Consider the following 25351-nt stretch of genomic DNA (forward strand, 5'->3'; position numbering starts at 1 on the left):
AACGGATATTACGCCCAAGCATCGCGGCCCGCGCCTGCTTAGCCGGCCACGCGCTCACCTTTACGCAAGCGCAACGCATTGCTAACGACCGATACCGATGACAGGCTCATCGCCAGTGCGGCAATCATCGGCGACAACGTCATGCCGAACAACGGATACAGCGCACCTGCCGCCACAGGCACGCCCAGCGCGTTGTAGGCGAATGCAAAGAACAGGTTCTGCCGAATATTGTGCACCGTCGCCTGCGACAAGCTGCGCGCGTGCAAGATGCCGCTCAGCCGCCCCTTCACCAGCGTCAGCTGCGCGCTTTCCATGGCGATATCCGTACCGTGCCCCATGGCGATGCCGATATCGGCAGCAGCCAACGCTGGCGCATCGTTGATGCCATCGCCAGCCATGGCTACGCGCAACCCTTGCTTGCGCAAGGATGCGATGACCTCTGCCTTCGCCGTGGGTGACGCGTCGGCGTGCACCTCGTCGATATCCAGGGCGCGCGCCACGCTTTGTGCCGTGATGGCATTGTCGCCGGTGAGCATCACGATGCGCATGCCTGCGGCCTTGAGCCCGGCGATGGCCTTGGGCGTATCCGGCTTGATCCTGTCGCTCACGGCAAACAGCGCAGCCAGCTTGTCGTCGACGGCAAGCGCCATGACGGTCGCGCCATCGCTGCGCAGGGTATCGGCCTTGGCCTGGGTCGCCTGATCCCATTCGATGTCGAGTTCTTGCATCAGGCGCGCATTGCCGAAAGCCACGTGCTGCTGGCCCACGCGTCCACTCACGCCACCGCCGGCAAGCACGCGGAAATCGGCAGCATCGACGATTTCTAATTGCTCGTCCTTGGCAGCATGCAAAATCGCCTTCGCCAGCGGATGCTCGCTCGACCGCTCAAGACTTGCAGCCAATGCCAGCAATTCGCTGCGGCTGTGTCCACCCAGCGGGACGATCGCTGCCAGCGACGGTTTGCCCTCCGTCAAGGTGCCGGTCTTGTCCAGCACCAGCGTATCGACCTCGCGCATCGCCTCGATCGCTGCCGCATCCTTGAACAGCAGGCCTTGCTGCGCACCGCGGCCGCTGGCCACCATGATCGAAATCGGCGTCGCCAGCCCCAGTGCACAGGGGCACGCAATGATGAGCACCGAGACGGCGGCGATCAGCGCATGCGCGAACCGCGGCTCCGGCCCAAGCCAAGCCCAGGCCGCAAAAGCCAATGCGGCCACGACCATCACGCCGGGCACAAACCAGGCAGCGACCTGGTCGGCTACACGTTGCAGCGGCGCCTTGCTGCGCTGTGCCTGCGCCACCTGCGCCACGATCTGCGCAAGCATGGTCGACGCACCGGTTTTTTCCACGCGCATGGTCAAGGCACCGTCGCGATTGAGCGTGCCGCCCGTCAGCGCATCGCCGCTTTCCTTTTCCACCGGCATAGGCTCGCCGGTCAGCATCGATTCGTCCACCTGGCTGTTGCCGCTCAACACGACACCGTCCACGGGCACCTTTTCACCGGGACGGATGCGCAGCACGTCGCCGACGTGCACGTCATCTACCGGCACGTCGCGCTCTGCATCGCCCGATATGCGGCGCGCCGTTTTCGGTGCCAGGCCCAGCAATGCCTGCAGAGCCGCACCAGTGCGCCTGCGTGCACGCCATTCGAGAAAATCGCCCAGTGTCACCAGGGTGACGATCACGGCGGCGGATTCGAAATACACCGCCACCTGCCCGTGCCCGTCGCGAAATGCGGATGGAAACAGCGCCGGCAGCAGGAACGCCAGCGTGCTGTAGAGCCAGGCTACGCCGGTGCCGACCGCAATCAACGTGTACATGTTCGGTTGCCACGGCCGCAACGAACGCCAGCCGCGCGCAAAGGAAGGAGCGCCGCCCCACAGCACCACGATGCTGGCGAGCACCGCTTCGATCCACCCGACAGCAGCCGTCCACGCCATTGGCCAGCGCATACCCGCGTGGGGCAGCATCGCGAGCACGAACACGGGCAGGGTCAATCCCGCCAGCGACCACAGGCGACGCTGCATGGCGCGCAATTCCACACTGTCGTCCACATCCAGGCTCGGCATCATCGGCTCGAGCGCCATGCCGCATTTGGGGCAATCGCCCGGCCCCTCCTGCTGGATTTCCGGGTGCATCGGACAGGTGTACGTGGCGCCGGGCACTGCCGGCGCCGGCATCCGACGCTCCTGCAAATACATCGCAGGATGCGCCACGAATTTTTGCTTGCAGCTTGCCGCGCAGAAGTAATGGACGTGCCCTTCGCGTTCGACGTGGTACGGCGTGGCGGCCGGGTCGACCGTCATGCCGCATACGGGATCTTTGGCAACCGTCGCGGAGTCCGCGCCATGCACGTGCGCGGCAAGCGGCATCCGATGCAGACCAGGCCCCGCCGTAACGTTCGGCGGTGACACGTAGCGCCCCGGCTCGGCATCGAACTTGGCTTTGCAGCCGGCGCAGCAGAAATAGAACGTACGTCCTTGGTAATCGCTGCGATGCCTGGCTTGGGCTTTATCAACCTGCATGCCGCAAATCGGATCGCGCGCCTCGCCATTCATCGCCTGGCAGCAACTGCTCATGCCTGCGGCTCCTCATCGGCGAGTGCACGCAAAATCGGGCATTGCTCCGGATCGCCGTGCCCCGGACAGGCTTCGATCAATTGTTCCAGGCCGTGGCGGATGCGGTTCAATTCGGCGATGCGCGCCTCGATGCTGGCCAGGCGCTGTTGCGCACGTTGCTTCACGCCGTTGACGCCACTGTGGCGATCCGCCGACAAGGCCAGCAGATCCCGGATTTCTTCCAGCGTGAAACCGAGCTCTTTGGCACGCCGAATGAAACGCAACTGGCTGATGGCCGATTCGTCGTAGCTGCGGTAGCCCGAAGCACGCCGCAGCGGCGCGGGCAACAAGCCCTCGCGCTCGTAATAGCGGATGGTGTCGATGGGAACGCCGGCGCGCTTGGCGACAGTGCCGATGGTCAGGGAGGGGGCTTGGGTGGTCATGCGTAAAGTCTAGAGCCTTGATTAAGGTCCAGAGTCAAGCACTCGTGCAGCCCCTAGGCAATGTCAGCATCGCCCTACAAAATTTACTTATTTTTCTATGACAAACATGACGTTATAGGAAATTCCTGCCATAAACTGCGGCCGTTACGCGCGTAACACTGCGCACTACCCGCCGGGACCACCATGAGCCACGTTTTCCATCGCCTTCCCAAACAAACCTTGCCGGTTGCCGTCTCCGGCGACGGAATCGAGCTGATCGACGCTGCCGGCAAGCGTTATATCGATGCCTGCGGGGGTGCGGCCGTATCCTGCCTGGGCCACGGCCACCCGCGCGTAGTCGCCGCACTTACCCGGCAGGCGCAACAACTTGCCTATGCGCACACTTCGTTCTTCACCACGCAAGTGGCCGAGGAATTGGCCGATTGGCTGAGCGCGCGTGCACCGCAGGGCCTGGACCACGTGTATTTCGTATCCGGGGGATCGGAGGCCGTCGAAGCGGCGCTGAAGCTCGCTCGCCAGTATTTTGTCGAACGCGGCGAAACCTCGCGCAGGCACATCATCGCGCGTCGCCAGAGCTATCACGGCAATACGCTGGGCGCGCTCGCCATCGGCGGCAATGCGTGGCGCCGGGAGCCGTTTCTGCCGCTGCTCATCGAAGCCCATCACGTCAGCCCCTGTTATGCCTATCGCGAACAGCGTGCCGACGAAACCGAAGAAGCGTTCGCGCAACGCCTTGCCGACGAACTGGAGCAGAAAATCCTGCAACTGGGGCCGGAAACGGTTGCAGCCTTCGTGGCCGAAACGGTGGTCGGCGCGACGGCGGGGGCCGTGCCGCCGGTGCGCGAATACTTCAAGAAAATCCGTGCGGTTTGCGACCGATACGGCGTGCTGCTGATTCTCGACGAGGTGATGTCGGGCATGGGTCGCACCGGTTATCTTTTCGCGTGCACCGAGGACGGCATCGCGCCCGACCTTCTCACCATCGCCAAGGGTCTCGGTGGCGGTTATCAGCCGATCGGCGCCACCTTGGTCAACGATCGCATTTATCGCACCATCGTCGACGGCTCGGGCTTCTTCCAGCATGGACACACCTACATCGGTCATGCCACGGCCTGTGCCGCTGCCTTGGAAGTGCAGCACGTCATCGAAGAAGACCGCCTGCTGGACAACGTTCGCGCGCGCGGCGAGCAGTTGCGCACGCTTTTGCGCGAGCGCCATGCATCGCACCCGCACGTCGGCGACATCCGCGGGCGCGGCCTGTTCATCGGCGTCGAACTGGTGGCCGACCGCGAAACCAAACAGGCGTTCGAGCCCGGGCTCAAATTGCACGCACGCATCAAGCGCGAAGCGATGGCGCATGGCCTGATGGTCTATCCGATGGGCGGTACGATCGACGGCGTGCACGGCGATCACGTATTGCTTGCCCCGCCCTTCATCTGCAGCGAAAGCGACATCGAAAGAATCGTCGAGCGATTCGACCGTGCACTGGCCGGAGCCCTGTCATCCATCGACACCGTTGGGAGCGCGCGATGATGCAGCCGTCCCGCCTGCCCGCCTTCGACCCGAACCAGGCCTCGCCGGAACAGCGCGCGGTGCTCGACGAAATCCTCAGCGGACCGCGCGGAAACTTGAACGGCCCGTTCCTGGGCTGGATCCATCATCCGGAACTCGCCCAGCATGCGCAACGGCTCGGGGCCGTCTGTCGTTATCGCACCGGATTGCCGCTGCGCCTGTCGGAGCTGGCCATTCTCGTCACCGCGGCGCGCTGGCGTTCGCAGGCCGAGTGGTACATCCACCACCCCATCGCCCTGGAAGCCGGCTTGCCGGCCGAGACCGCCGAATCGATCCGCACCGGCCGGGTACCCGTGTTCGAACAGGACGACGACGCGCTGGTTCATGCCTTTGCTAGCGAACTCTACGACCAGCGGCGGGTGTCGGATGCCACCTACGGAAAAGCCGTTGAGCGATTCGGCCTGGCGGCCACGGTCGGCCTGACCGGCCTGCTCGGCTATTACGCCATGGTGGCCATGACACTCAACGTGTTTGGCATGCGCGGCGACGGGCAAACGGCCCTGCCGTTCGAGGAATGAAGAAATTTCGCCATGCTTCCCGGCAAGGGAACTCCCTTCTATAGCAGATAAGTCCGCCCTGTGAATTTCGGCCGTTCATTTTCCAGCCAGCTATTATGTCGCCATCCCAGTAATCTTTCGCGACCAATCAGGGTGGACCCAAGGCAGTGCAGACCGAAAAGAACGAGCAACACACACGAGCATCCCTGCCGTTAGCCCCCTCCCTGGACCCCACCCTCGCCGCCGCGCACATGCCGCGGCAGTTCCGGCCCCTCGACGGCCGGGTGCTGTGGATCAGTTTCGTCGCCATGCTGTTGGGCGCGGTGGTGGCGGTGGTCGCCAAAGTCCTGACCGCGCTGATCGGCCTGATCACCAACCTGTCGTTCCACGGCCGCTGGAGCTATGACTTCAGCAGCCCGGCCGGCAATCACCTCGGTGCCTGGGTCATCGTGGTGCCGGCCATCGGCGGCTTGATCGTCGGCGTCATGGCCCGCTGGGGTTCCCGCGCCATCCGCGGACACGGCATTCCCGAAGCCATGGAACAGGTGCTGCTCAACGAGAGCCGCATTCCGCCGCGCATCACCTGGCTGAAGCCGGTTTCCTCGGCCATTGCCATCGGTACCGGCGGCCCGTTCGGCGCAGAAGGTCCGATCATCGCCACCGGCGGTGCGCTGGGCTCGCTGATCGCCCAGCTCATGCACGTCACCGCCGACGAGCGTAAAACGCTGCTAGCCGCGGGCGCCGCGGCCGGCATGGCGGCGGTGTTCTCCGCACCGATCTCCGCCGTCTTGCTGGCGATCGAATTGCTGTTGTTCGAACGCCGTGCACGCTCGCTGATCCCGGTCGCGCTGGGCGCCACCGTCGGCACCGGCTTTCGCTATTTGCTGGAAGGCAACCAGCCGATGTTCCCCATGCCGGACATCGCCACCCCGAGCCTGATCGCCCTGGTTGCCTACATCGTGATGGGTTTGATCGTCGGCGTGGTCAGCGTCGGCATCACCAAAATCACCTATGCCATCGAAGACGCCTTCGAGAAGCTCCCCATCCACTGGATGTGGTGGCCTGCAATCGGCGGCATCGTGGTGGGTATCGTCGGCTATTTCATGCCGCTTACGCTCGGCGTGGGCTACACCAATATCGCTGCCGTGCTGGCCGGAAAAATCGGTCTGGCCGCCATGCTTTCGCTGTGCCTGCTGAAGCTGCTGTCGTGGTCGGTGGCACTGGGCAGCGGTACATCCGGCGGCACCCTGGCGCCGCTGTTCACCATCGGCGGTGCGCTTGGCGGGGTGATCGGGCTCTTCCTGGCCAGCGCCGCGCCCTGGCTGCAGGTTGATCCGCGCATGGCGGCGCTGGTGTGCATGGCGGCGATCTTTGCCGGCGCTTCGCGTGCCTTCCTCACCTCGGTGGTGTTCGCGTTCGAGACCACGCAGCAACCGCACGGCCTGCTGCCGTTGCTGGGCGCTTGCGCAGCCGCTTACCTGATTTCCGGCCTGATGATGCGCAACACGATCATGACCGAGAAGATCGTGCGCCGTGGTGTACGCGTTCCTTCCGATTACGCTGCCGATTATCTGGATCAGATCTTCGTGCGCGACGCCTGCAGCCGCGCCCTCGTCAGCCTGCGCGGCGACCAGACCATCACGGAAACCCGCGCCTGGCTCGGCACCGATTGCACCGCGACCAAGCACCAGGGCTTTCCCGTGCTCGACAGCCACGGGCAACTGCTGGGCGTGGTGACGCGCCGCCAGCTCTATGACAACTCGCTGGCCGGCACCGCCCTGGTGAAGTCGCTGGTGACGCGGCCGCCCCTGGTGGTGCGCGAAGACCACACGCTGCGCGAAGCCGCCGATCACATGGTGGAGTCGGAAGTCGGCCGCCTGATCGTGGTCAGCGGCGATGCATCGCAGCGCATGGTCGGCATTATCACGCGCGGAGATCTGCTGGCAGCCCATGCCCGAAGGCTGAAAGAAGCACGCGAAGCGTCCAGGCATCTGGGCAAGAAAGCGATGGCTTCCTGATCGGTTAAATGGCGTTGCAAGGTTTGTGGCGGTCGGCCCGCCGGCGCGAGAGCGGTTTGCTCTCGCGTTTTTGTTAGCCGGCAGATGCCGTTTGCTTCATCGCGGCGATGCTTGACCACCAAGCAAGTTCAGGCCCTCGAGCCCTGAAGCAAAACGCCACACATTCAGGCCAACGCATCGTCCGCAGCGACAAATCCCCCCGTCTGCCGCTGCCACAGCCGCGCGTAAAGCCCACCGCGTGCGATCAACTCCGCATGCGTTCCGGTCTCCACCACCTGCCCCTTGTCCATCACTACCAGGCGATCCATCCGGGCAATCGTGGATAGACGGTGGGCGATCGCAATCACCGTTTTCCCCTCCATCAGCAGCTCCAGGCTTTCCTGGATCGCCGCTTCCACTTCCGAATCCAGCGCCGACGTCGCTTCGTCGAGCACCAGGATCGGCGCATCTTTCAACAGTACGCGTGCAATGGCCACGCGCTGGCGCTGGCCGCCCGACAATTTCACGCCGCGTTCGCCGACGTGCGCGTCCAGGCCACGGCGTCCTTCGCCATCCACCAGATTGGGAATGAACTCGTCGGCGCGCGCCTTGCGCATCGCTTCCAGCAACTGCGCTTCGTTCGCCTCGGGCCGGCCGTAAAGCAGGTTGTCGCGCACCGAACGGTGCAGCAACGAAGTGTCCTGGGTTACCACGCCGATCTGCGAACGCAGGCTTTCCTGGGTGACCTGCGCAATATCCATCCGATCGATGCGGATGTGGCCGCCCTCCAGGTCGTACAAGCGCAACAACACGTTCACCAGGGTGGATTTGCCGGCACCGGAAGGACCGACCAGGCCGATCTTTTCCCCGGGCCGCACGTGCAGGTTCAAGCCGGCAATCACGCCACCCTGCTTGCCGTAATGGAAATGGATATCTTCGAAATGCACTTCGCCGGTCACCACCGCCAGCGGCAAGGCGCCTTCACGGTCTTGTACCGTCCTGGGTTGGGAAATGGTGGTGATGCCGTCCTGCACGGTGCCCACGTTTTCGAAGATGCCGTTGACCACCCACATGATCCAGCCGGACATGTTGTTGATGCGAATCACCAGGCCGGTGCACAGCGCAATGGCGCCGACCGTCACCCTGCCTTCGCTCCACAGCCACACGGCCAATGCCGACGTGCCCACGATCAGGAAACCATTGAGCGTGGTGATGGTGGTATCCATGCCGGTGGTCAGGCGGGTCATGCTGCGCAGCTTGGCGGTCTGCTCCTCCATCGCTTCGGCCACGTACGCCTCTTCGCGCTGGGTGTGCGCGAACAGCTTGAGTGTCAGCACGTTGCTGTAGCCGTCCACGATGCGCCCCATCAACTTGGAGCGCGCTTCGGAAGCCAGCCAGGAACGTTGGCGCGTACGCGGGATGAAGAAATACAAGGTGCCCACATAGGCAAACAGCCATACCACCAGGGGAGCTGCCAGCCAGAGGTCGGCCTGCGCAAACATCACGATGGCGCTGCCGGTGTAGATCGCCACGTACCAGATCGCATCAACGATCTGCACCGCCGACTCGCGCAACGACGCGCCCGTCTGCATGATGCGGTTGGCAATGCGCCCGGCATAGTCGTTCTGGAAAAAACCCAGGCTCTGCCGGATCACGTAGCGATGGTTTTGCCAGCGAATCCGATTGGTCAGGTTGGGCACCACCGCCTGATTCACCAGCAGATCGTGTATGCCGATGAACAGCGGCCGCAACACCAGCGCCACAAACCCCATCCACAACAATTCTCGGCCGTGGATTTGGAAAAAGGCCTTGCCGGGTTCGCCCTTGGCCATGTCCACGATGCGGCCGATGAAGCCGAACAGCGACACCTCCACCAGCGCCACGCCGAAGCCCACCACGATCGCAGTGGCGAAAACCGGCCAGACCTGGCGCAAGTAGAACACGTAGAACCGGCCCACGGATGAGGGCGGCATGCTGTCGACCGGCTCCTTGAAGGCGTCGATCAGCGATTCGAACCAGCGGAATATCATGGCGTCCTGCCCGCCTGCGGGCCATCGGGGATGGGGTCGAGCCGGGCCACTATACAAGTTTCGCTGAGACCGACAATTCTTCGCGGCCCTTTCGTATGCACGGGTTGGCTGAACGCCGACTCCCCTTCAAAGGCCAATAAAGGCCCTGGTCATTGACCATCCGGTGCGCCATTCGGATCATTCGCGCCATGCGAACCTTTCCTAGACCGTTTCTTGCCCTTTCGCTCACGCTGACCCTGCTCGGCCTTGGCGTATTGCCCGCACGTGCGCAAAGCCCCTCATCAAGCACGGCGACACCGGCCAGCGCAAGTTCCACGCAAGACCCGGCCCAGGCCCTGGTTGCGCTCAGCAAACAGCTCGACAGCATCAAGACCACGTTGAACACCAAGGCCAGCGACGGCACCCCGCTCAATGACCTTCGCACCCAGGCCGGCACGCTGCAGCAGCAGGCAAGCCAATGGGTGGAAACCCTGACGCCACAATTGGACAGCGTGCAATCGCGCCTGACCGTGCTGGGACCGCCGCCAACCGCCGGCGCCCCGCCGGAAACCGCCGCGGTAAGCCAGCAGCGCCGCCAACTCACGCGCGACCAGGGCAAGCTGGACGGCGAGATCAAGCAGGCGCAGTTGCTCAACCAGGATGCGGCCAAACTCACTACGGAAATCGCCGAGACACGCAGCGAGCAGTTCCAGATGCAGTTGGCCACGCGCACGGCCTCACCGCTCAGCATCAAATTCTGGTCGGACCTTGCGCACGCTTTTCCCGATGACAGTACGCGCCTGAAGCGCATCCGGGGATTGCTGGCCGACGGCTTTGCCGATGCGTGGCAAGCGGAAAACCGCATGCCGTTCGTCCTGTGCATGCTTGGTGCGGCGCTGCTGATCGTGCCCGGACGCAAACTGATTGAACGCCTGATATTTGCCCTGGTACTGCGCTACATGCCTGAAGGGCACTTCCGCCGTAGTGCACTGGCGGTGATGTTCACCCTTTCGGTGACGCTGTCCATCGGCGTGGCCGTGTGGCTGATCTATCAAGGGCTCAACTGGAACGGCACGCTGGACGAAGATATCGATGCGCTGATGCTGGCCCTCATCCGCGCAGCATTCTTCGCCGCCTTCGTCGCCGGATTGGGCCGCGCACTGATCTCGTTCCATCATCCATCGTGGCGCCTGCCCAACCTGATGGATGCCACCGCCAAGGTGCTCCGCTGGTTTCCGTGGCTGCTCGGCGGCGCCTTCCTGTTGCTCATCACGCTCGAGCATCTGAACGCCATCGCCGGCAGCAGCCTGCCCGCCGCCGTGTGCACGCGCGCCGCGCTGGCGCTGCTCATCAGCGGCCTGATCGGCGCTGCGCTGCTGCGGGTCAAGCGCATCAAGCGCAGTCAGGATCACGAACACCGGCAGACAAAACACGCGTTGTGGGTGGGTGCCCTGGCCGGCCTCGCCACGGCAGGAGTGATCGTGGCCTGGATCGCGGTATTCGCCGGCTACGTTGCGTTCGCCTTCTTCATTTCGTGGCAGATGCTTTGGATCGGCATGATCGTGACCTCGCTGTACATGCTCACGCATCTGCAGCACGACCTGTTCGAGACCTTGCTCAGCCCCAAGGGGCGCAGCGGACAGCGGCTGCAAACGGCCTTCAATATTTCGCCCGGCACGCTGGAGCAATCCTCGACCGTTCTTTCAGCCGTATGCCGGGTACTGCTGTTGCTGGTGGCAGTCGGCACCCTGCTGATGCCGTTCGGCGGCGGCCCGAACGATCTGTTCTCGCACATCGGCAACGTATTCGTCGGGCTGAAGGTAGGCGAACTGACCATCAAGCCGGGCGCCATCTTCAATGCGCTGCTGGTGTTCATCGCCGGCTTGCTGGTGGTGCGCGTCATCAAGCGCTGGCTGTCCGAAGAGCTGCTGCCCAAGACCAAGTTCGACGTCGGCATGCAGATGTCGATCGTCACCCTGCTCAATTACGTCGCGGTGGTGATCGTTTTTGCACTGGCGCTGAAAACCGCCGACGTCAGCCTGCAAAGCCTGACCTGGATTGCCAGTGCCTTGTCGGTGGGCATCGGCTTCGGCTTGCAGGCGATCGTATCGAATTTCATTTCCGGCCTGATCCTGCTGGCCGAGCAGCCGGTGAAAGTCGGCGACTGGGTCAGCATGTCCGGCGTGGAAGGCGACGTGAAACGCATCAACGTGCGCGCCACCGAGATCCAGCTGTGGGACCGTTCCACCATGATCGTGCCGAACTCGCAGTTCATCACGCAGAACCTGCGCAACGTCACTCACGGCAACGCTCTGGGCCGAGTCAAAGTCAGCCTGCCGATGCCGCTGGGCACCGACGCCGCCAAGATGCGCGAGATCATGCTGGGGGCCCTCAACGACAACGAGTCCACGCTCGAAACGCCAGCCCCCTACGTAAGACTGGACGACGTCACTGGCAGCGCCATGACGTTTTCCGGCGTCGCCTACGTGCGCAGCCCGCGCGATGCGTCGGCGGTAAAAAGCGATCTGCTGTTCGATCTGCTGGCGCGGCTGGAAAAAGCGCAGCTGCCGCTGTCCACGCCGCAGAGCATGATCGTGCGCAACCTCGGCCCGCTGGGCGAAGACAGCCCGGCCGCTCCCGGCTGATCGCCATGGGCCTGCTGCGCATCGTCCCTGCCCCGCCACTGGCTTCCGCGATCGAGGCCATCTGGGACTGGGACATGCCGGCGGGGGAATTTCGCTACGAGCGCATCCTGCCCGATCCCTGCACCGGCCTGGTCATCAATCTGCTGGAAGACGAAACCCGGGTTTACCGGGACGACCAAACGCGCCAATGCACGCGCTCTTCCGGCAGCGTGATCGGCGGCCCCTATCGGCAAAGCTGGATCATCGATACCGCCGAGCAGGTGCGCGTGATGGGTGTGAATTTCCGGCCAGGCGGCGCGCATGCGCTTCTGCGCCTGAATGCTTGCGAGTTCGCCTTGCGCGATATCGATCTGGAAGATCTGTTCGGCGCCGGTGCGCGCCTGTTGCGTCAACGCCTGCTGGAAACATCCGCGCCAGCGCATCGGCTGGCGCTGTTGGAACAATGGTTGCGACGGCTGACCAATGAGCCGACGTGGGATCCCGCCATCATGCACGCGATCGGCGTACTGGCTCGCGCTCCGGACGTACCTTCGATCGGAAAGCTGCAACGCGAAAGCGGCTATTCGGCGCATCGTTTTGCCTTGCTGTTTCGCAGTCACGTCGGCATGACGGCCAAGCAATACGCCAGGCTGATGCGCTTCCGGGGCATCGTCGACGCAGCCTATCCGATGCAGCGACTGGATTGGGCCGCGCTTGCGGTCGAGGGCGGCTATTGCGACCAGGCGCACCTCAGCCACGAATTCCGCCGCTTCGCCGGCATCACGCCTTCCGAATTCGCCGCCCAGCGCGGCCCATACCTCAATCACTTGCCGCTCTGAGACCGATACGCGCCCCGGCTCAAGAAAATCTACAAGACTGGCGCCGCAGGCGGCCTTAGGCTGTTCCCACCAGCCACGGAGATGCCCTTTCATGACCACACACGTACGCGGCAGCACCATCATCCCCTGCATGCGCTACCGCAACGCTCATGCAGCCATCGATTGGCTGTGCAAAGCGTTCGGCTTTGAAAAGCACGCGGTCTACGAAGACGACCAGGGCCGCGTGGTGCACGCCCAGCTGACGCTTGGCGCGGGCATGGTGATGCTCAGCGACGCAAGTCCCGATGGCTTCGGCCAGTATTTGGCACAGCCGGATGAAGTTCAGGGGCGCGAGACCCAGTGCGCCGCCGTTACCGTCGCCGATTGCAGGGCGCACTATGAGCGCGCCAAGGCGGCTGGCGCCGTCATCTTCGACGAATACGCGGAGAAGGAGTACGGCGGCGCAGGCTACGGTTGCCGCGACCCGGAGGGCCACCTGTGGTGGTTCGGCAGCTACGATCCCTGGCAGGTGCCTTGAATAAAAAAACGGGCCGGCATGGGCCGGCCCGTTGTCGGAATCTACCTATTTGAAACGGGGTATTACGAACACTTCTCACCCTTGGCGGCGTGGTAGCCGGCTGCTTGCGCATCGGCCGTGCTCATGTACTTGCCCTGCTTGGTGGTGCCATACCACTTGCTGCCCTGGCAGTGATAAGCCTTGGTCTTGGACGAGGTATTGACCCACACCTGACCCGGGCCACCGCCGGCTGCCGGGGTAGCGGCAGGAGCGGACTTGCTCATGGAAGTGGACTTGCTGGCAGCTGCCGGAGCGGCTGCCGCAGGCGCGGCGGCGGCGGCCGAACTGCTGGCTGCGCTGCTGCCCGAGCTGGAGGAACCGCTCGTCGCCGACTTGTTGATGCCCTTGTGACCGTGGCACGCACCCTTGGTGGTGGTGACCGTCTGCGTCGTACCGTCCTTGCAGGTTACCGTCATGCTACTGCTACCGGCAGCCGGCGCGGCGGACTGCGCATACACGCCAGGGGCAGCCATGAACGCGGCCGCCAATACTGCGATCAACCCAAATGATTTCATCGTGATTCCCTCCAGCTTGAGTGCCCCGATACAGGAAGCTCGCCGTCCTTGATGAACGGGGTTCCCGCTGTGCCGCCGCCACCTGGGACGGCACTCCCAAACGCCTGTCACCTACAGCGTCTGCGGCGGTAACTATGCCTGAAAAACCATCATGCCGACACGCTGGTAAGGAAAATCCCTACAGGATTTTGAGGACTAGTTCAGGCTTGGCTTCAACTTGGAGTCCGGACGGGCCACCGCGTACATGGCCCAGCTGATGTCCTTGAGCAACCCGTGGCGGTCATCACCCTCTTTATACAAATCGAAGTGGGTGCGCCCGGGAATAAAACGGAATTCGGAGTGCGCCTTCAACTCGTCCAGCACGGCTTGCAGCCGATGGGCCGCACCGTCCAGGTAAAAGGTGTCGGCCGTGCCGACAAACAGATGGATCTTGCCGTCCAGATCAGGCTTCAATGCCGGCCAGTTGTTTTGCAGGCGGTAGGCGATGTCGTAGTGATCGCGCCAATAGGCGACCACCGTGGGATCGACTTCGCCCGTATCGCGATTGAACATCGGTTCGGGCCGCCCATCCTTGCCACGCGGCGAGAACACCCATTCGAACGAAGCCATCTGACCGCCGTACGGCCCGAGCACGCGCTCCATTTTCGCAAACTGCTCGAAGGTGCCGAGAACCTTGCCGTGATCGCGTACCAGCGGCCACGGCGTACCGTCCGGCTTGTGGTACACGTTCGCATGCGGTGCGTAGAGATCGGGCCCGGTGAAGTCGTGGAAATCGCTTGGATCGGGCGATGTCGACCACGTGCCGCCGAAAATCTTCGGATATCTCGTCTGCAGCCAAAGAGTGGCCCAGCCACCCGACGAATGGCCATTGAGGAAGCGTCCCTTCGCATCGCCATCCATCTTGTAATGCGATTCCAGATAAGGGATGAGCTCGGTCGTCAGCGCCTGGCCCCAGGGCCCGTTGTTGACCGAATCGGCGAACTCGTGCGTCCCGGTGGCGCTGGATTCGTCGAGGAACACCCAGATCATCGGCGGCATCTTTCCGCTTGCCATGCCCGCTTCGACATAAGCCATGACACCAGCGAATCGATCGTTATTGCCGCCGAAACCATGTGTGTAATACACGGTCGGATAACGCTGGCTGGAAGCGGCGTCATAACCGGGCGGCAACAGCACGCGGCCCAGCAGATGAATGGGGCGCCCCCAGAAAGCCGTCAACGACGGACTGACGAAATCGACCAACTGCGAATGCGCACGTGCCTCGACCGTCGCTTTGCGCAAGGCCTCCGGCGCGGAATCGGGCATGCTCCACGGATCTTCGCTGGGCGCGGTCTTGTCCAGCGTCAGGGTGGGAATATCGGCGGTCGGCAGATGGACGGTTGCCACCCCGCTCTCGATGTCGCCACCCGCACGGCCCAGGTAGTTGTAGTCGTGATGCACGTCCAGCACTGCCTGCACGACGTAGTCACCGGAGGGCAACTTCGACCAGGCATCGGGGAACGCCACGCGATCGGCATCGATATCGATGGTTTGCCCCGGCACCAGGCGATCGATGTCTTCCGCGGCGATGGCCGTCTGCGACGCGTGGAACGGATTGGCATCGACCTCGCTGACGGTGCCATCTTTTGAATCGGCCTTGGCGGTCGCCGCATCCTTGGCAAACAGCAGCAGCCGGCCCGATACCGGCTGCGTTTCATCGGCGCCAAGCCGCACGTGGAAGAAACGGTGGGTGGGGACGCTCTGCACGTCCTGCCGGGCCCAGGCACCAATGCCTGCCAGCACACCGGCTGCGAGCAGTGCGGTCAATACAAACGGGCGATGACGCATGAGTGTCCCCTTACTGTTGGCTACGTGCACCGAATCTCACATCGAACGCGAATCAGTCAGTCTTGGCTTGGGCATCTTTCAACGGCACCAGCCGCAGATCCTGGAAATCGAAACTGAAATCGGTCAAAGGTGAAATCGGCTGCATGCGCACCTCGCGCACGTGTCCGTCCACGTCGAGCGCAAAGTTGACGAAGGCATCGGCGTTCAACGCGCGGTCGTCCCAGCGCACGATGAATGTATCGTGCTGCCAAGGTTCCATCGTGCCGACGAGCTGCCTGGTCTTGCTGAAGCGCAGACGCAGCTTGCCGCCCTCGTCGTTGATGACGATGTCGCCGTACCACGGATCGCGATACGTGCCGGCGTATCCCGCCAGCGGCAGCGAGGGCTTGCTGTTCGCATTGCGTGCCGCTTCGTGCTTCTTCCAACTGTCGTCGGCATCAGCGTGCGCGTGTTGCACCGCCTTGTCGAAAACCGCCGCCCAATCGGTCTCGTTGCCGGCATTGAGATACGCATCCAGCACGCGATAGGTGACGGCATTGAAAGCGGCGCCGGACTCCTGGTTGGTCAACACCACCACGCCGAGCTTCTGCCCAGGCACCAAGGTCAGCCGCGAAACCATGCCCGGCCAGCCACCGGTATGCCAGACCAGTTTCTGTCCGTGGTAATCGCTGAGGAACCAGCCTTCGCCGTAGCCGGAAAAATTCGGCATCAGCGGCTGCAACTCGGGGATCGGCGGTTTGTTCACCGGGATCGGCGTCAGCATCGTCCACATCTGGTTCTGGCTGTCCTGCGAGAACAACCGTAGCGGCTTGCCGTCCTCGCTCTTGCCCGGCAGCTCGCCGCCGGCCAGTTGTACATTCATCCACTTCGCCAGGTCGTCCACGCTGGCGTAAATGCCGCCGGCGCCCGGGTCGTTGAGCCAGGCCATCGGAGGAACCGGCTTGAGATCCTTGAAGTTGTACAAGGCGTGGCCCATCGCCACATCCATGCCGGGCTTGAGGTAAGTCATGTCGACCAGCGACTCGTCCATGCCGACCGGTTTGAAGATGTGCTGGCGCAAATAGTCGGCGTAAGACTGGCCGGAGACCTTCTCGATGATCAGCGTCGCCACCGCGAACAAAATGTTGTCGTAGGCATAGTGACTGCGGAAACCGTTGGCCAGCGGTACCTTGCTCAAGCGCTCGACCACTTCCTTGGTGGTGTAGCTGGACGGCGGCCAATACAGCAGGTCACCCGCGCCCAGGCTGAGCCCGCTGCGATGCGCAAGCAAATCGCGCACGCGCATTTCGTGCGTTACATAGGGATCGGACATCTGGAACCACGGCAGGTAGTCGGTCACCCGCCCGTTCATGTCCAGCTTGCCCTGTTCGGCCAGCATCTGCAGAGCCGCCGCGGTGAACGCCTTGGTATTGGAGGCGATGGCGAACAAAGTGTGCGCATCCACCTTGTCGGGCTTGCCGGTTTCGCGCAGGCCATAACCCTGCTCGAACACCACCTTGCCGTCCTTTACGATCGCCACGGCGATGCCCGGCACGTTGAAGGTCTTGCGCACGCCGTCCACGTAAGTACCGAAATTCTGCAGCATCGGAGGCAGATCGGCTTGCGTCGAGGTGACGGCCGCCCCTTCCGGGGTAGCCGGCATGGACCAGGCCGGCATGGCCGACGCAAAGACCAGCAGTGCGCTGCACGTGGCCAGGCGCAAGGGCGAGTAAGAAAGTGGCATGTCGGTTCCGGTTGGGCAAAACGGCAGTCTAGCTTGCTCGTGACTTTCGACCACCTATCCGAAGTCATACACGTCTTCCGCCGCAACGCAGCACGAAAGACGTTGGCTGCAGTTGCACGTTTCGCTGATCGCCCGAGGTGTTCGGATATCAATTCGAGGGACGGAAGGCACTACACTGCGACCGATCGCAAGCACGGAGTCCGCGATGTCGTTATCACGTTTCATTCCCTTGGCCTTGCTGGTGGCGGTCATCGGCACCCTCGTTTACTGGAATCATCACCCGGTACAACCGCCGGGGATGATCTCCCATGGCAATGTTTCGCTGGCCGCCCCGAACTGTCCGGCTGCCAATACGAACCTGCCTTCATTCATGCCACCCGAAGCGTGCACGACGCTGGGCCTCATCCTGCACAACGGACCGTTCCCCTACAGTCAGGACGGCGTCGTGTTCGGCAACTACGAAGGCCTGCTGCCGCAAGAGCCGCGCGGCTACTATCACGAGTACACCGTCGAAACACCCGATGCCCGCACGCGCGGTACGCGACGCATCATTACCGGCGGCACGCCGCCCACGGTGTTCTATTACACCGGCGATCACTACCGCAGCTTCCAGCCGTTCCAGGTCCAGGTATACCAATGAACGAGGAAGGTGCGCTCGATCTGACACAGGCAGGCGACGGCGGCGTTTATTTCGTGGACGCGGCCGACTTCCCGGCGCTTACCGATGCCGCCGAGGAAGGCCGGCTCTATGTGTGCCGGGCAGACCTGGCCGGCTGCCGCGACAAAAGCGAGCTGCTGCGCCGCCTGGCCATCGCCCTCAAGTTGCCGGCCGGATTCGGCCAGAATTGGGATGCGCTGGTGGACAGTTTGCGCGACCTGGGCTGGCTGCACGGCATCGGCCACGCCTTGCTGCTCGATCATGCCAACGACCTGCGCGAAGCCGCCGCCAAGGACTTCGATACCTTGCTGGGCATCCTGCACGAATCGGCCCATTTCGCCATCGGCCAGAACCGCCCCTTCTTCGCGTTTCTCAGTCTGCCCGAACATCCCATCGCTTTCCCATCACCATCACAGCACTGATATGGAACACATCGATTTCGAACTGGACGGCGATTACGTCGAACTCAATCAACTGTTGAAACTGGTCGGGCTGTGCGACAGCGGCGGCCAGGGAAAACTGATCGTCGCCAGCGGTGCGGTCTACGTGGATGGGCAGCAGGAGTTGCGCAAGACGTGCAAGATCCACGCTGGACAGACCGTGCAGGTCGACGAGGTGGAGATCCGGGTCGTGAGCGAAAGTTGACGCGGTGCGGGACCAGCCGTAGGTAACCGCATCCTCGAGAACAGCGAATACGAAAGCATCAGCCATCCACGGAGCTCCCCATGAAAGCGCCCCGCCTGATTTCCGTATTCGCTTTCGCCAGTCTGGCCGCCTGTACCGCCACGGCGGGTAACGCCAACCTTCCCGAGCCGAGCGTCGATTCCCCCAAAACCTCCGAGCACGGCACCGAGACCGCCGTCTTGGCCGGCGGCTGCTTCTGGGGCATGCAATCGGTGTTCGAGCACGTACGCGGGGTTCGCCGTGTCTGGGCCGGCTACAGTGGCGGCGATGCCAATACGGCGCACTACGACGACGTCAGCGAAGGTGATACCGGTCACGCCGAGTCGGTGAAGATTCAATTCGATCCGGCCGTGATCAGTTACGGCGAACTGCTGAAAGTGTATTTTGCGGTCGCGCACGACCCCACCCAGCTCAACCGGCAGGGCCCGGATGCAGGCACCCAATACCGTTCCGAAATTTTTTATGCCACGCCGGACCAGCAGAAGATCGCGCAGGCGTATATCGCACAACTGAGCGCCGCCAAAGTGTTCGATTCGAACATCGTGACGCTCGTGCAACCGCTCAAGGCGTTCTATCCCGCCGAGTCCTACCACCAGGACTATGCGCTCCATCATCCGGATGACGCGTATATCGTGATCAACGATGCGCCGAAAGTGGCTCATTTGAAGCAGCTTTACCCCGGCCTTTACCAGCCCGAGCAGCAGGTGGTGGAGATCAAGCTCTAACCCCGCGACGGGTGCATGAGCGTCTTGATCGCGTCGAGCACCGTCTGCGTATCGTCGGCCCACTGTTGGACGATCTCGTCCAACAGGTCGAGCGCGACCTGCTGATCGGAGGCGACGTCCTCTTCGCGCCAGCGTTGCAATTGTTCCCGGCACATTGCGACGTTCAAGGCAGTGTCCTGATAAACGAGCTGCATGCGGGCCAATTCAAAACGGTCGACGGCATCCGGCTGGGCGATGGCCAGGCGCATGTTCCCGGCCTGCTCCGCCGCAGTCTTGGCGGCCCGGCCTACTGCAAAACGGAATGCCGGCAACAGGCTGATCGGGCGCCAGCGTTGTTCGGGGTTGGTCATACGCTCTGACACGCCCTTCGATTCCATCAACGTCCGCCATGCCGGATTCGCCCTAGCCGCAAGCCTGCGCCGGTTGTCGCCAACGGTCCATCGGCATGCGGTTGACAGTTGCCCAGATATTATTGAGAATAATTCTCATTAATATCTATCGCCACGTGGACTGGAGCATTGCCTCGCGCGGTGCGTTGGCGGATGACGAATGGGAATACAGGCAACGTGGCGATCTTCTGCGCATTCTTGCTGGGCTTTCTGGGCGCAGTGCTGATTTACCTCGCTTCCGGACATCAACGGTTGCTGGCCAAACCGTTGACCAAAGGCTCGGGTACGGCAGGATGGGTGGCCATCTGCGCGAGCACCTCGCTTTGGTGGCAGGCCTCCGGGTCCGCCGCCGGCCTGGCCGGTTCCATGACCACGCTGATGCTCGCGTGGGTGACCCTGCCCTATCTGGCTTGGTGGCGTGGCAGGCAACCTGTTTCCAAGCGGATCGCACGGCCATGATCGGTCGCTGCCTGGCTGGCGTCCTGCTCGGGCTTCCGCTTTCTGCGGTGACGCTGCGCTTGCTGCTGCTCGCCTTGCCGGGCAACGGTGCCGACTGGCTGATCCCCGCATTGATCCTGTTTTTCCCGCTGTGGATGTCGCTGATGATCGGCGCCTTCGCCTTTCGCAGCGCCATGCGCGTGTGGCTTACGTTCGGCGGCGCCAACGCAGCAGGCTTCGCGGCGCTGTGGTTGGCTGGGCACGCGGTCTAAGGAAGACACATGATGAAAACCGCCACCCTGCGCACGTTCCAGACGGTACATACCTGGACCGGATTGCTCGCCGGCTTTGCGCTGTTCGTGGCGTTCTATGCCGGCGCGCTGACCGTCTTCCACGACGCCATCGCCGCTTGGCAAAATCCGCCGTGGCGCAGCGCGCCAGATGCGAAGGTTCCCGTCAATGCGTTGCTCGAACGGCTGATCGCAACACATCCGCAAGCCAGGGAAGACTTCGGCATCGTGCTTCCCACCGATGCCTCGCATGCTGCCTATGCTTATTGGCAGGACGATCGCGGGGCGCGCTTCGCAACGTTCAGCGGAATGGACGCGCCTGGCAACGAAGCCCGTCGCGGCGATCTGGCCGACTTCGTTTATGCCTTGCACGATTCGCTGGGCATTCCTGTGGTCGGCCTTTATCTGATGGGCATGGTGAGCGTGCTGTACGGACTGGCGCTCATTTCGGGATTGCTGATCCACCTGCCCCATCTCGCGAGCGATCTGTTCGCAATGCGTGCAGGCCACAATCTGAAACGCCTGTGGCAAGACGCACACAACGCCATCGGCGTGATCAGCCTGCCATTCCACGCGATTTTTGCGGTAACCGGCTCCATCCTGTGCCTGTTTACGCTGATGCTTGCCGCGCTCGATACCATTGCATTCGACGGCAAGCTCAATGGTTCTTTCGTGCAAGCGGTGGCCACGGCGCCCGAGCTGGCCCCCAGCAAGATCGCCGCCACGATGCTGCCTCCGGACGACCTGATCGCCCGCGCCAAACAGGCTGCACTGGCAGGTGGCGTAAGCAGTTTCGAACCCGATTATCTGCACTTCGTGCACTATGGCGAGCGCAATGCGGTGGCTGAAGTACGCGGCCTTTCGCAGCACACCTTGGGCACCTATGGCACCGTGGCCCTTTCGGCTGCGGACGGCAAAGTGCTGGCAACTCACGTTGGCAGCCTGCACGACATCAACGGTATCACCTATTCGGCGATCTACGGCCTGCATTTCGGCACGTTCGGTGGAAGCCTGGTGCGCTGGCTGTATTTTGCACTCGGCCTGGCCGGCGCCTTCCTTTTCTATTCCGGCAATTTGCTGTGGATCGAATCGCGGCGTAAACGCCGGCACCTGGATCAGCCAAGACGCACGCGCTTCATGGCGCGTGCGACGATCGGCGTCTGCATGGGAACCTGCCTGGGCATTTCCGGCGCATTCGCCGCCACGCTGGCGGCTTCGCATCTCGGCTTCGATGCTGCAATACCTCAACGCATCGCGTGCTATGGATTGTTTTTCATCGCATGCGCGCATGCATGCGTGCGCCCTGTCGCCCGCGCGGCCATGGAATTGCTTGCAACCATCAGCGGGCTGACGATCGCGGTTGCCTGTGCCGACCTTGCAGCGAATGCTTCTGCACTGATCCACACCCGCCTCCCCCAAAGCATGGCGGTGCTCGGTGTCGATCTGACCGGCCTGGTTCTTGGGCTGGTCTTTGCCGCGTTGACGCGCGCCGTCGCCCGACGCGCACGCGATGGCGATCCGCGCAGCGTGTGGGCGCTTTCCGCGACACCGTAACTCGCGTTTTTCATTTCTCATCGGCAAGCCGTCGCCAGCCGGACAATCACCTCAAGGAGCTCCACGTGTCCGTGGCCTATCGCCGTTGCGCGTCTTCCATTTCAATGCCTCGCCGCCTTGCGGCACTCGTTCTGTATGCCTTGGCCACCGGGACGGCACACGCGGACGATAGCGATCCGCAGCAGGCCAAGGTACTCGAGCAGGTGAGCGTGACAGCCTCGCAGCCGCTGGATATCTATCGCGTCAGCGAGGCCGATACGGGTGCGCTAGGAACGCGCAGCGTGCTGGACACGCCTTTCAGCATCGACGCGGTAACCTCGGATCTGATCCAGAACCGACAAGCGATCGACATCAACGAAGCCTTTGCCACGGATGCCGGCGTTACGCCGCTGGCAAGCGGCTATGCGGGCGAATCTTCCGGTTTTGCCGTGCGCGGGCTCCCCGTTGATTTGCTCAACGGTTACAAGATGGATGGCTTGTCGATACCGAACTGGGGCAGCGACTTGCCGCTGGAACCTTTCAGCCAGGTCGAATTGTTGAAAGGACCCGGTGGCTTCATGTATGGATTCGGGCAACCTGGCGGCATTCTCAACTTCGTTTCCAAGCAGCCCACACCCAAGCCTTATGCAAGCTTCACGCTGGGCTATCTCTCCGACGGCGTATTGCGGGAAGCGGCGGACTTCGGCGGAACGCTTGGCGGCCAGGGCGGTTGGGGATATCGCATCAATCTGGTGCACGAAGATGGCGACACCTTTGTGCACGGCGGACACATACGCCGCAATGCAGCCTCGTTGGCGCTGACCAAGGACATCGCGCCGAACCTGCACTGGCATTTCAATAGCATCTATCAGGATCGCGATGTGCAGGGCGCCTATTACGGCATCATCCTGGGCCAGGATTTCGGCTTTCCTGTCGCCGAACCGGTACGCGTGCCAGCGCCGCTTCCAGGCGATCAACGGGTCAGCCAGCCCTATACCGGGTACCAGACCACCTACCGCGTCGCCAACACCGGCGTGAAGTGGGATATCTCGTCCGACTGGAGCTTCCGACTCGATTACAGCTACGCCAGGCAAACCCGCGAAAATCGCGACAGCGCGCTGATCATCACCGACAACCAGGGCAGCTACACCGATCTCAACTACCTGGGCTACTCGCGCTACAACTATCAACAGTGGCAGGGCACGTTCACCGGCACGGTCGCGACCGGTTCGATCCGGCACGATCTGGTATTCGGTGCTTCGTGGCAGGCACTGGACGAACACTACCCGCAATATTTCAATTCCGATGCAGGGCAACAGATACTGGGCTACGGCAATATCTTCGCCCCTTCGCTGTTTGCCAATCCCGGCACACCGATCAGCCGTGCGACATATCTGGCCGAAACCACTTCTCAACGCGCGCTGTTCGCCAGCGATACGGTGATTTTTTCTCCGCAGTGGTCCGCTCTGCTCGGCCTGCGCTCCATGCAGTACATCGATACCGCCTATTCGGCCAGCAGCGCCCAACCCACGGCACGCTACGAGAAAAACCCCATCACACCCACCGCAGCCGTGATGTACAAGCCGATTGCCCCCGTCACCCTGTACGCCAGCTACGTGCAGTCGCTCGAACAAGCCGCCAGCGCGCCGGAAACGGCGGCCAATGCCTATCAGACCTTTTCTCCCACCACGAGCAAGCAATTCGAATTGGGTGCCAAAACGAATTTCGATACGTGGAGCGCGAATCTTGCACTGTTCCGGGTTCAACGCGGCCTGCAGTATCTCAATAGCGACAACGTCTACGTACAGAATGGCCAGACGCGCTACCAAGGTCTCGATTTTTCTACGCAAGCCAGCCTGGGCGGAAATTGGACGCTGATGGGCGGGGTCATGTACCTGGACGCCACCAACGTCCAGGCCGCTCCCGACGTAAATGGCAAGCGCGCCTACGGCGCACCGCGACTGCAGGGCAACGTGTATGTGGAATACCGCGTGCCGCAGGTGCCAGGACTGTTCCTCACGGCAGGCGGCCGCTACGTAGGCAAGGAAGCCATTGAAGCCGACAACAGCAATTTCATCGGTGGTTACCGCAGCTTCAATCTTGGGGCACGCTATACCACGGCCTACGCCGGCCACCCCGTCACCTATCGACTGGGCATCGACAACCTCACCAACGAAAAATACTGGCTGACCAGTTTCGGCTTCATCCTCAACCAAGGCACGCCCCGCACCGTCAGGGCAAGCGTTACGTTTACCCTGTAAAACGCCAACGGCAGCAACGCCGGTACGGCCGTCGGGGGAAGCCATGGCGCTGATCCACGAGCTGGGCTGCGACCTGCGCGCAGCCGGTTCTAAGGAAGCGATAAGTAAGTCGGGGCAAGCTTGGTCTACCTCATAGAACGAGCTTGCCCCATGCATCGCCCCTTGTTCGTCGCTCTGCTTGCTTCATTGACGGCCATGGCCGCTACATCGTCCATGGCCGCCGATGCCCCCGTACCCGCCGGTTTGAAGGTCATCCATCAGCTGCACCTGGGTGGCCCCGGCGGTTGGGACTACCTCAGTTTCGACGCCCAGCGCCGGCATCTTTTTGTCAGCCGCGGCGATCGCGTGCTGGCGGTCGACGTGGATGCCGATAAGCAGGTAGGCACCATTCCCGGCACCAGCGGCGTGCATGGCATCGCCATTGCACAGGATCTGCACCGTGGCTTCACCAGCAACGGCAAGGCCAATAGCGTCACGGTGTTCGACCTGGACACCCTCAAGACCGTGGCGACGATCGCCGGAACGGGCCAGAAACCCGATGCCATCGTGTACGACCCGGCATCGCATCACGTCTTTACCCTCAACGGCAAAAGCGGCACCGCAAGCGTGATCGATCCGGCCAAGAATGCGGTGATCGGGACCATTGCCCTGCCCGGCAAGCCGGAATTCGCCGTGGCCGACGGCAGCGGCCACCTTTACGTCAACATCGAAGACAAATCCGAGTTGACCCAGATCGATAGCCGCACCAACAAAGTGCTCAACACCTGGTCGCTGGCACCTTGCGAATCGCCGAGCGGCCTCGCCATGGATGTCGTGCACAAGCGCCTGTTCTCGGTGTGCGACAACCGCACGATGACGGTGCTCGATGCGGTTGACGGTCACCGCGTGGCAACGGTTGCCATCGGCGATGGCCCGGATGCCGTGACCTTCGATCCGGCGCAAGGCATGGTCTATAGCTCCAACGGCGAAAGCGGCACGCTGACCGTCGTCCATCAGGACGATCCCGACCATTACAGCGTGGTCGCCACCGTGCCGACCCAGGTCAGCGCGCGCACGCATGCGCTGGACCCGCAGAAGCACCTCATCTATCTGTCGGCAGCGCAGCCGGGCAGCGGCAAGGATGCACGCGGGCACCAAAAGCTGGTACCGGACAGCTTCGCCATTCTCACCGTCGGCAAGCCCTGAGTTCGGGACGTGCGGCGGATGGCGTTGC

General features: G+C 62.7%; 22 protein-coding genes. 15 read left to right on the plus strand and 7 right to left on the minus strand.

All coding sequences use genetic code 11. The features are described from left to right. Positions 1 to 38 precede the first annotated feature (38 nt). The gene (locus tag ISS99_RS17895; RefSeq protein ID WP_204632975.1) at positions 39 to 2579 is read right to left on the minus strand and encodes a heavy metal translocating P-type ATPase; all 2541 of its coding nucleotides are present in this window, start codon (positions 2577 to 2579) and stop codon (positions 39 to 41) included. Beyond that, the gene (locus ISS99_RS17900; RefSeq protein ID WP_204632976.1) at positions 2576 to 3001 is read right to left on the minus strand and encodes a heavy metal-responsive transcriptional regulator; all 426 of its coding nucleotides are present in this window, start codon (positions 2999 to 3001) and stop codon (positions 2576 to 2578) included. Before ISS99_RS17900 ends, ISS99_RS17895 begins: the two co-directional genes overlap by 4 nt. A 183-nt stretch (positions 3002 to 3184) precedes the next feature. On the opposite strand from ISS99_RS17900, the gene ISS99_RS17905 reads away from it, so the two are divergent. The 3 genes from ISS99_RS17905 (at position 3185) to ISS99_RS17915 (ending at position 7088) form a co-directional block, all read left to right on the plus strand. After that, positions 3185 to 4534 (plus strand): aspartate aminotransferase family protein, encoded by a 1350-nt coding sequence (locus tag ISS99_RS17905; protein WP_204632977.1) that lies wholly within the window; start codon positions 3185 to 3187, stop codon positions 4532 to 4534. Beyond that, on the plus strand, positions 4531 to 5091 hold the full coding sequence (locus ISS99_RS17910) for a carboxymuconolactone decarboxylase family protein (protein ID WP_204632978.1): 561 nt from the start codon (positions 4531 to 4533) through the stop codon (positions 5089 to 5091). The genes ISS99_RS17905 and ISS99_RS17910 overlap by 4 nt, the downstream gene beginning before the upstream one ends. Positions 5092 to 5321: 230 nt before the next feature. Beyond that, positions 5322 to 7088, plus strand: a complete 1767-nt coding sequence (locus tag ISS99_RS17915) for a chloride channel protein (protein WP_204633964.1) — start codon at positions 5322 to 5324, stop codon at positions 7086 to 7088. 164 nt (positions 7089 to 7252) lie between these two features. On the opposite strand, the gene ISS99_RS17920 is transcribed toward ISS99_RS17915, so the two are convergent. After that, entirely contained in the window at positions 7253 to 9094 is a 1842-nt protein-coding gene (locus ISS99_RS17920) for an ABC transporter ATP-binding protein (RefSeq protein ID WP_204633965.1), read from the minus strand. A gap of 191 nt (positions 9095 to 9285) precedes the next feature. On the opposite strand from ISS99_RS17920, the gene ISS99_RS17925 reads away from it, so the two are divergent. The 3 genes from ISS99_RS17925 to ISS99_RS17935 all read left to right on the plus strand — a co-directional run bounded on the left by ISS99_RS17925 (position 9286) and on the right by ISS99_RS17935 (position 13056). After that, on the plus strand, positions 9286 to 11721 hold the full coding sequence (locus ISS99_RS17925; protein ID WP_204632979.1) for a DUF3772 domain-containing protein: 2436 nt from the start codon (positions 9286 to 9288) through the stop codon (positions 11719 to 11721). A gap of 5 nt (positions 11722 to 11726) precedes the next feature. Then, a complete protein-coding gene (locus ISS99_RS17930; protein ID WP_204632980.1) occupies positions 11727 to 12539 on the plus strand; it encodes a helix-turn-helix domain-containing protein in 813 nt (270 codons plus the stop codon). A gap of 91 nt (positions 12540 to 12630) precedes the next feature. Further along, positions 12631 to 13056, plus strand: a complete 426-nt coding sequence (locus tag ISS99_RS17935) for a VOC family protein (RefSeq protein WP_204632981.1) — start codon at positions 12631 to 12633, stop codon at positions 13054 to 13056. Positions 13057 to 13118: 62 nt separating this feature from the next. Here ISS99_RS17935 and ISS99_RS17940 read toward each other — a convergent pair whose 3' ends face one another. From ISS99_RS17940 to ISS99_RS17950, 3 genes are all read right to left on the minus strand, one after another. Then, positions 13119 to 13610 carry a hypothetical protein gene (locus ISS99_RS17940; RefSeq protein WP_204632982.1) on the minus strand — a complete coding sequence of 164 codons (492 nt, stop codon included), beginning with the start codon at positions 13608 to 13610 and terminating at the stop codon, positions 13119 to 13121. 195 nt (positions 13611 to 13805) lie between these two features. Next, positions 13806 to 15437: an alpha/beta hydrolase gene (locus tag ISS99_RS17945; RefSeq protein ID WP_204632983.1), complete on the minus strand. Its 1632-nt coding sequence runs from the start codon at positions 15435 to 15437 to the stop codon at positions 13806 to 13808. 52 nt (positions 15438 to 15489) lie between these two features. Further along, on the minus strand, positions 15490 to 17160 hold the full coding sequence (locus tag ISS99_RS17950; protein ID WP_204632984.1) for a serine hydrolase: 1671 nt from the start codon (positions 17158 to 17160) through the stop codon (positions 15490 to 15492). Positions 17161 to 17365: 205 nt separating this feature from the next. Here ISS99_RS17950 and ISS99_RS17955 point away from each other — a divergent pair, with 205 nt between their 5' ends. The 4 genes from ISS99_RS17955 (at position 17366) to msrA (ending at position 19227) form a co-directional block, all read left to right on the plus strand. Further along, entirely contained in the window at positions 17366 to 17800 is a 435-nt protein-coding gene (locus ISS99_RS17955) for a guanyl-specific ribonuclease (RefSeq protein ID WP_204632985.1), read from the plus strand. Beyond that, positions 17797 to 18240 carry a barstar family protein gene (locus ISS99_RS17960; RefSeq protein WP_204632986.1) on the plus strand — a complete coding sequence of 148 codons (444 nt, stop codon included), beginning with the start codon at positions 17797 to 17799 and terminating at the stop codon, positions 18238 to 18240. Before ISS99_RS17955 ends, ISS99_RS17960 begins: the two co-directional genes overlap by 4 nt. Position 18241: 1 nt before the next feature. After that, positions 18242 to 18463, plus strand: coding sequence for an RNA-binding S4 domain-containing protein (locus tag ISS99_RS17965; RefSeq protein WP_204632987.1), 222 nt, complete (start codon positions 18242 to 18244; stop codon positions 18461 to 18463). An 80-nt stretch (positions 18464 to 18543) separates the two neighbouring features. Further along, positions 18544 to 19227, plus strand: coding sequence for a peptide-methionine (S)-S-oxide reductase MsrA (gene msrA / locus ISS99_RS17970; RefSeq protein ID WP_204632988.1), 684 nt, complete (start codon positions 18544 to 18546; stop codon positions 19225 to 19227). On the opposite strand, the gene ISS99_RS17975 is transcribed toward msrA, so the two are convergent. After that, complete coding sequence (locus ISS99_RS17975; RefSeq protein ID WP_204632989.1) at positions 19224 to 19604, minus strand: hypothetical protein; 381 nt, start codon at positions 19602 to 19604, stop codon at positions 19224 to 19226. The genes msrA and ISS99_RS17975 overlap by 4 nt on opposite strands. A gap of 165 nt (positions 19605 to 19769) precedes the next feature. Between ISS99_RS17975 and ISS99_RS17980 the strand changes: the two genes are divergently transcribed. The 5 genes from ISS99_RS17980 to ISS99_RS18000 all read left to right on the plus strand — a co-directional run bounded on the left by ISS99_RS17980 (position 19770) and on the right by ISS99_RS18000 (position 25323). Next, positions 19770 to 20075, plus strand: a complete 306-nt coding sequence (locus ISS99_RS17980) for a hypothetical protein (RefSeq protein ID WP_204632990.1) — start codon at positions 19770 to 19772, stop codon at positions 20073 to 20075. Next, positions 20072 to 20326 (plus strand): hypothetical protein, encoded by a 255-nt coding sequence (locus ISS99_RS17985; RefSeq protein ID WP_204632991.1) that lies wholly within the window; start codon positions 20072 to 20074, stop codon positions 20324 to 20326. The genes ISS99_RS17980 and ISS99_RS17985 overlap by 4 nt, the downstream gene beginning before the upstream one ends. 9 nt (positions 20327 to 20335) lie before the next feature. Continuing rightward, positions 20336 to 21898, plus strand: a complete 1563-nt coding sequence (locus ISS99_RS17990) for a PepSY-associated TM helix domain-containing protein (RefSeq protein ID WP_204632992.1) — start codon at positions 20336 to 20338, stop codon at positions 21896 to 21898. Positions 21899 to 21963: 65 nt separating this feature from the next. Then, complete coding sequence (locus ISS99_RS17995) at positions 21964 to 24138, plus strand: TonB-dependent siderophore receptor (protein WP_204632993.1); 2175 nt, start codon at positions 21964 to 21966, stop codon at positions 24136 to 24138. A gap of 150 nt (positions 24139 to 24288) precedes the next feature. Further along, the gene (locus ISS99_RS18000; RefSeq protein WP_204632994.1) at positions 24289 to 25323 is read left to right on the plus strand and encodes a YncE family protein; all 1035 of its coding nucleotides are present in this window, start codon (positions 24289 to 24291) and stop codon (positions 25321 to 25323) included. Positions 25324 to 25351: the final 28 nt, after the last annotated feature.

Origin of the sequence: Dyella mobilis (genome assembly GCF_016904945.1) — a bacterium.
GTDB classification, from domain to species: domain Bacteria; phylum Pseudomonadota; class Gammaproteobacteria; order Xanthomonadales; family Rhodanobacteraceae; genus Dyella_B; species Dyella_B mobilis.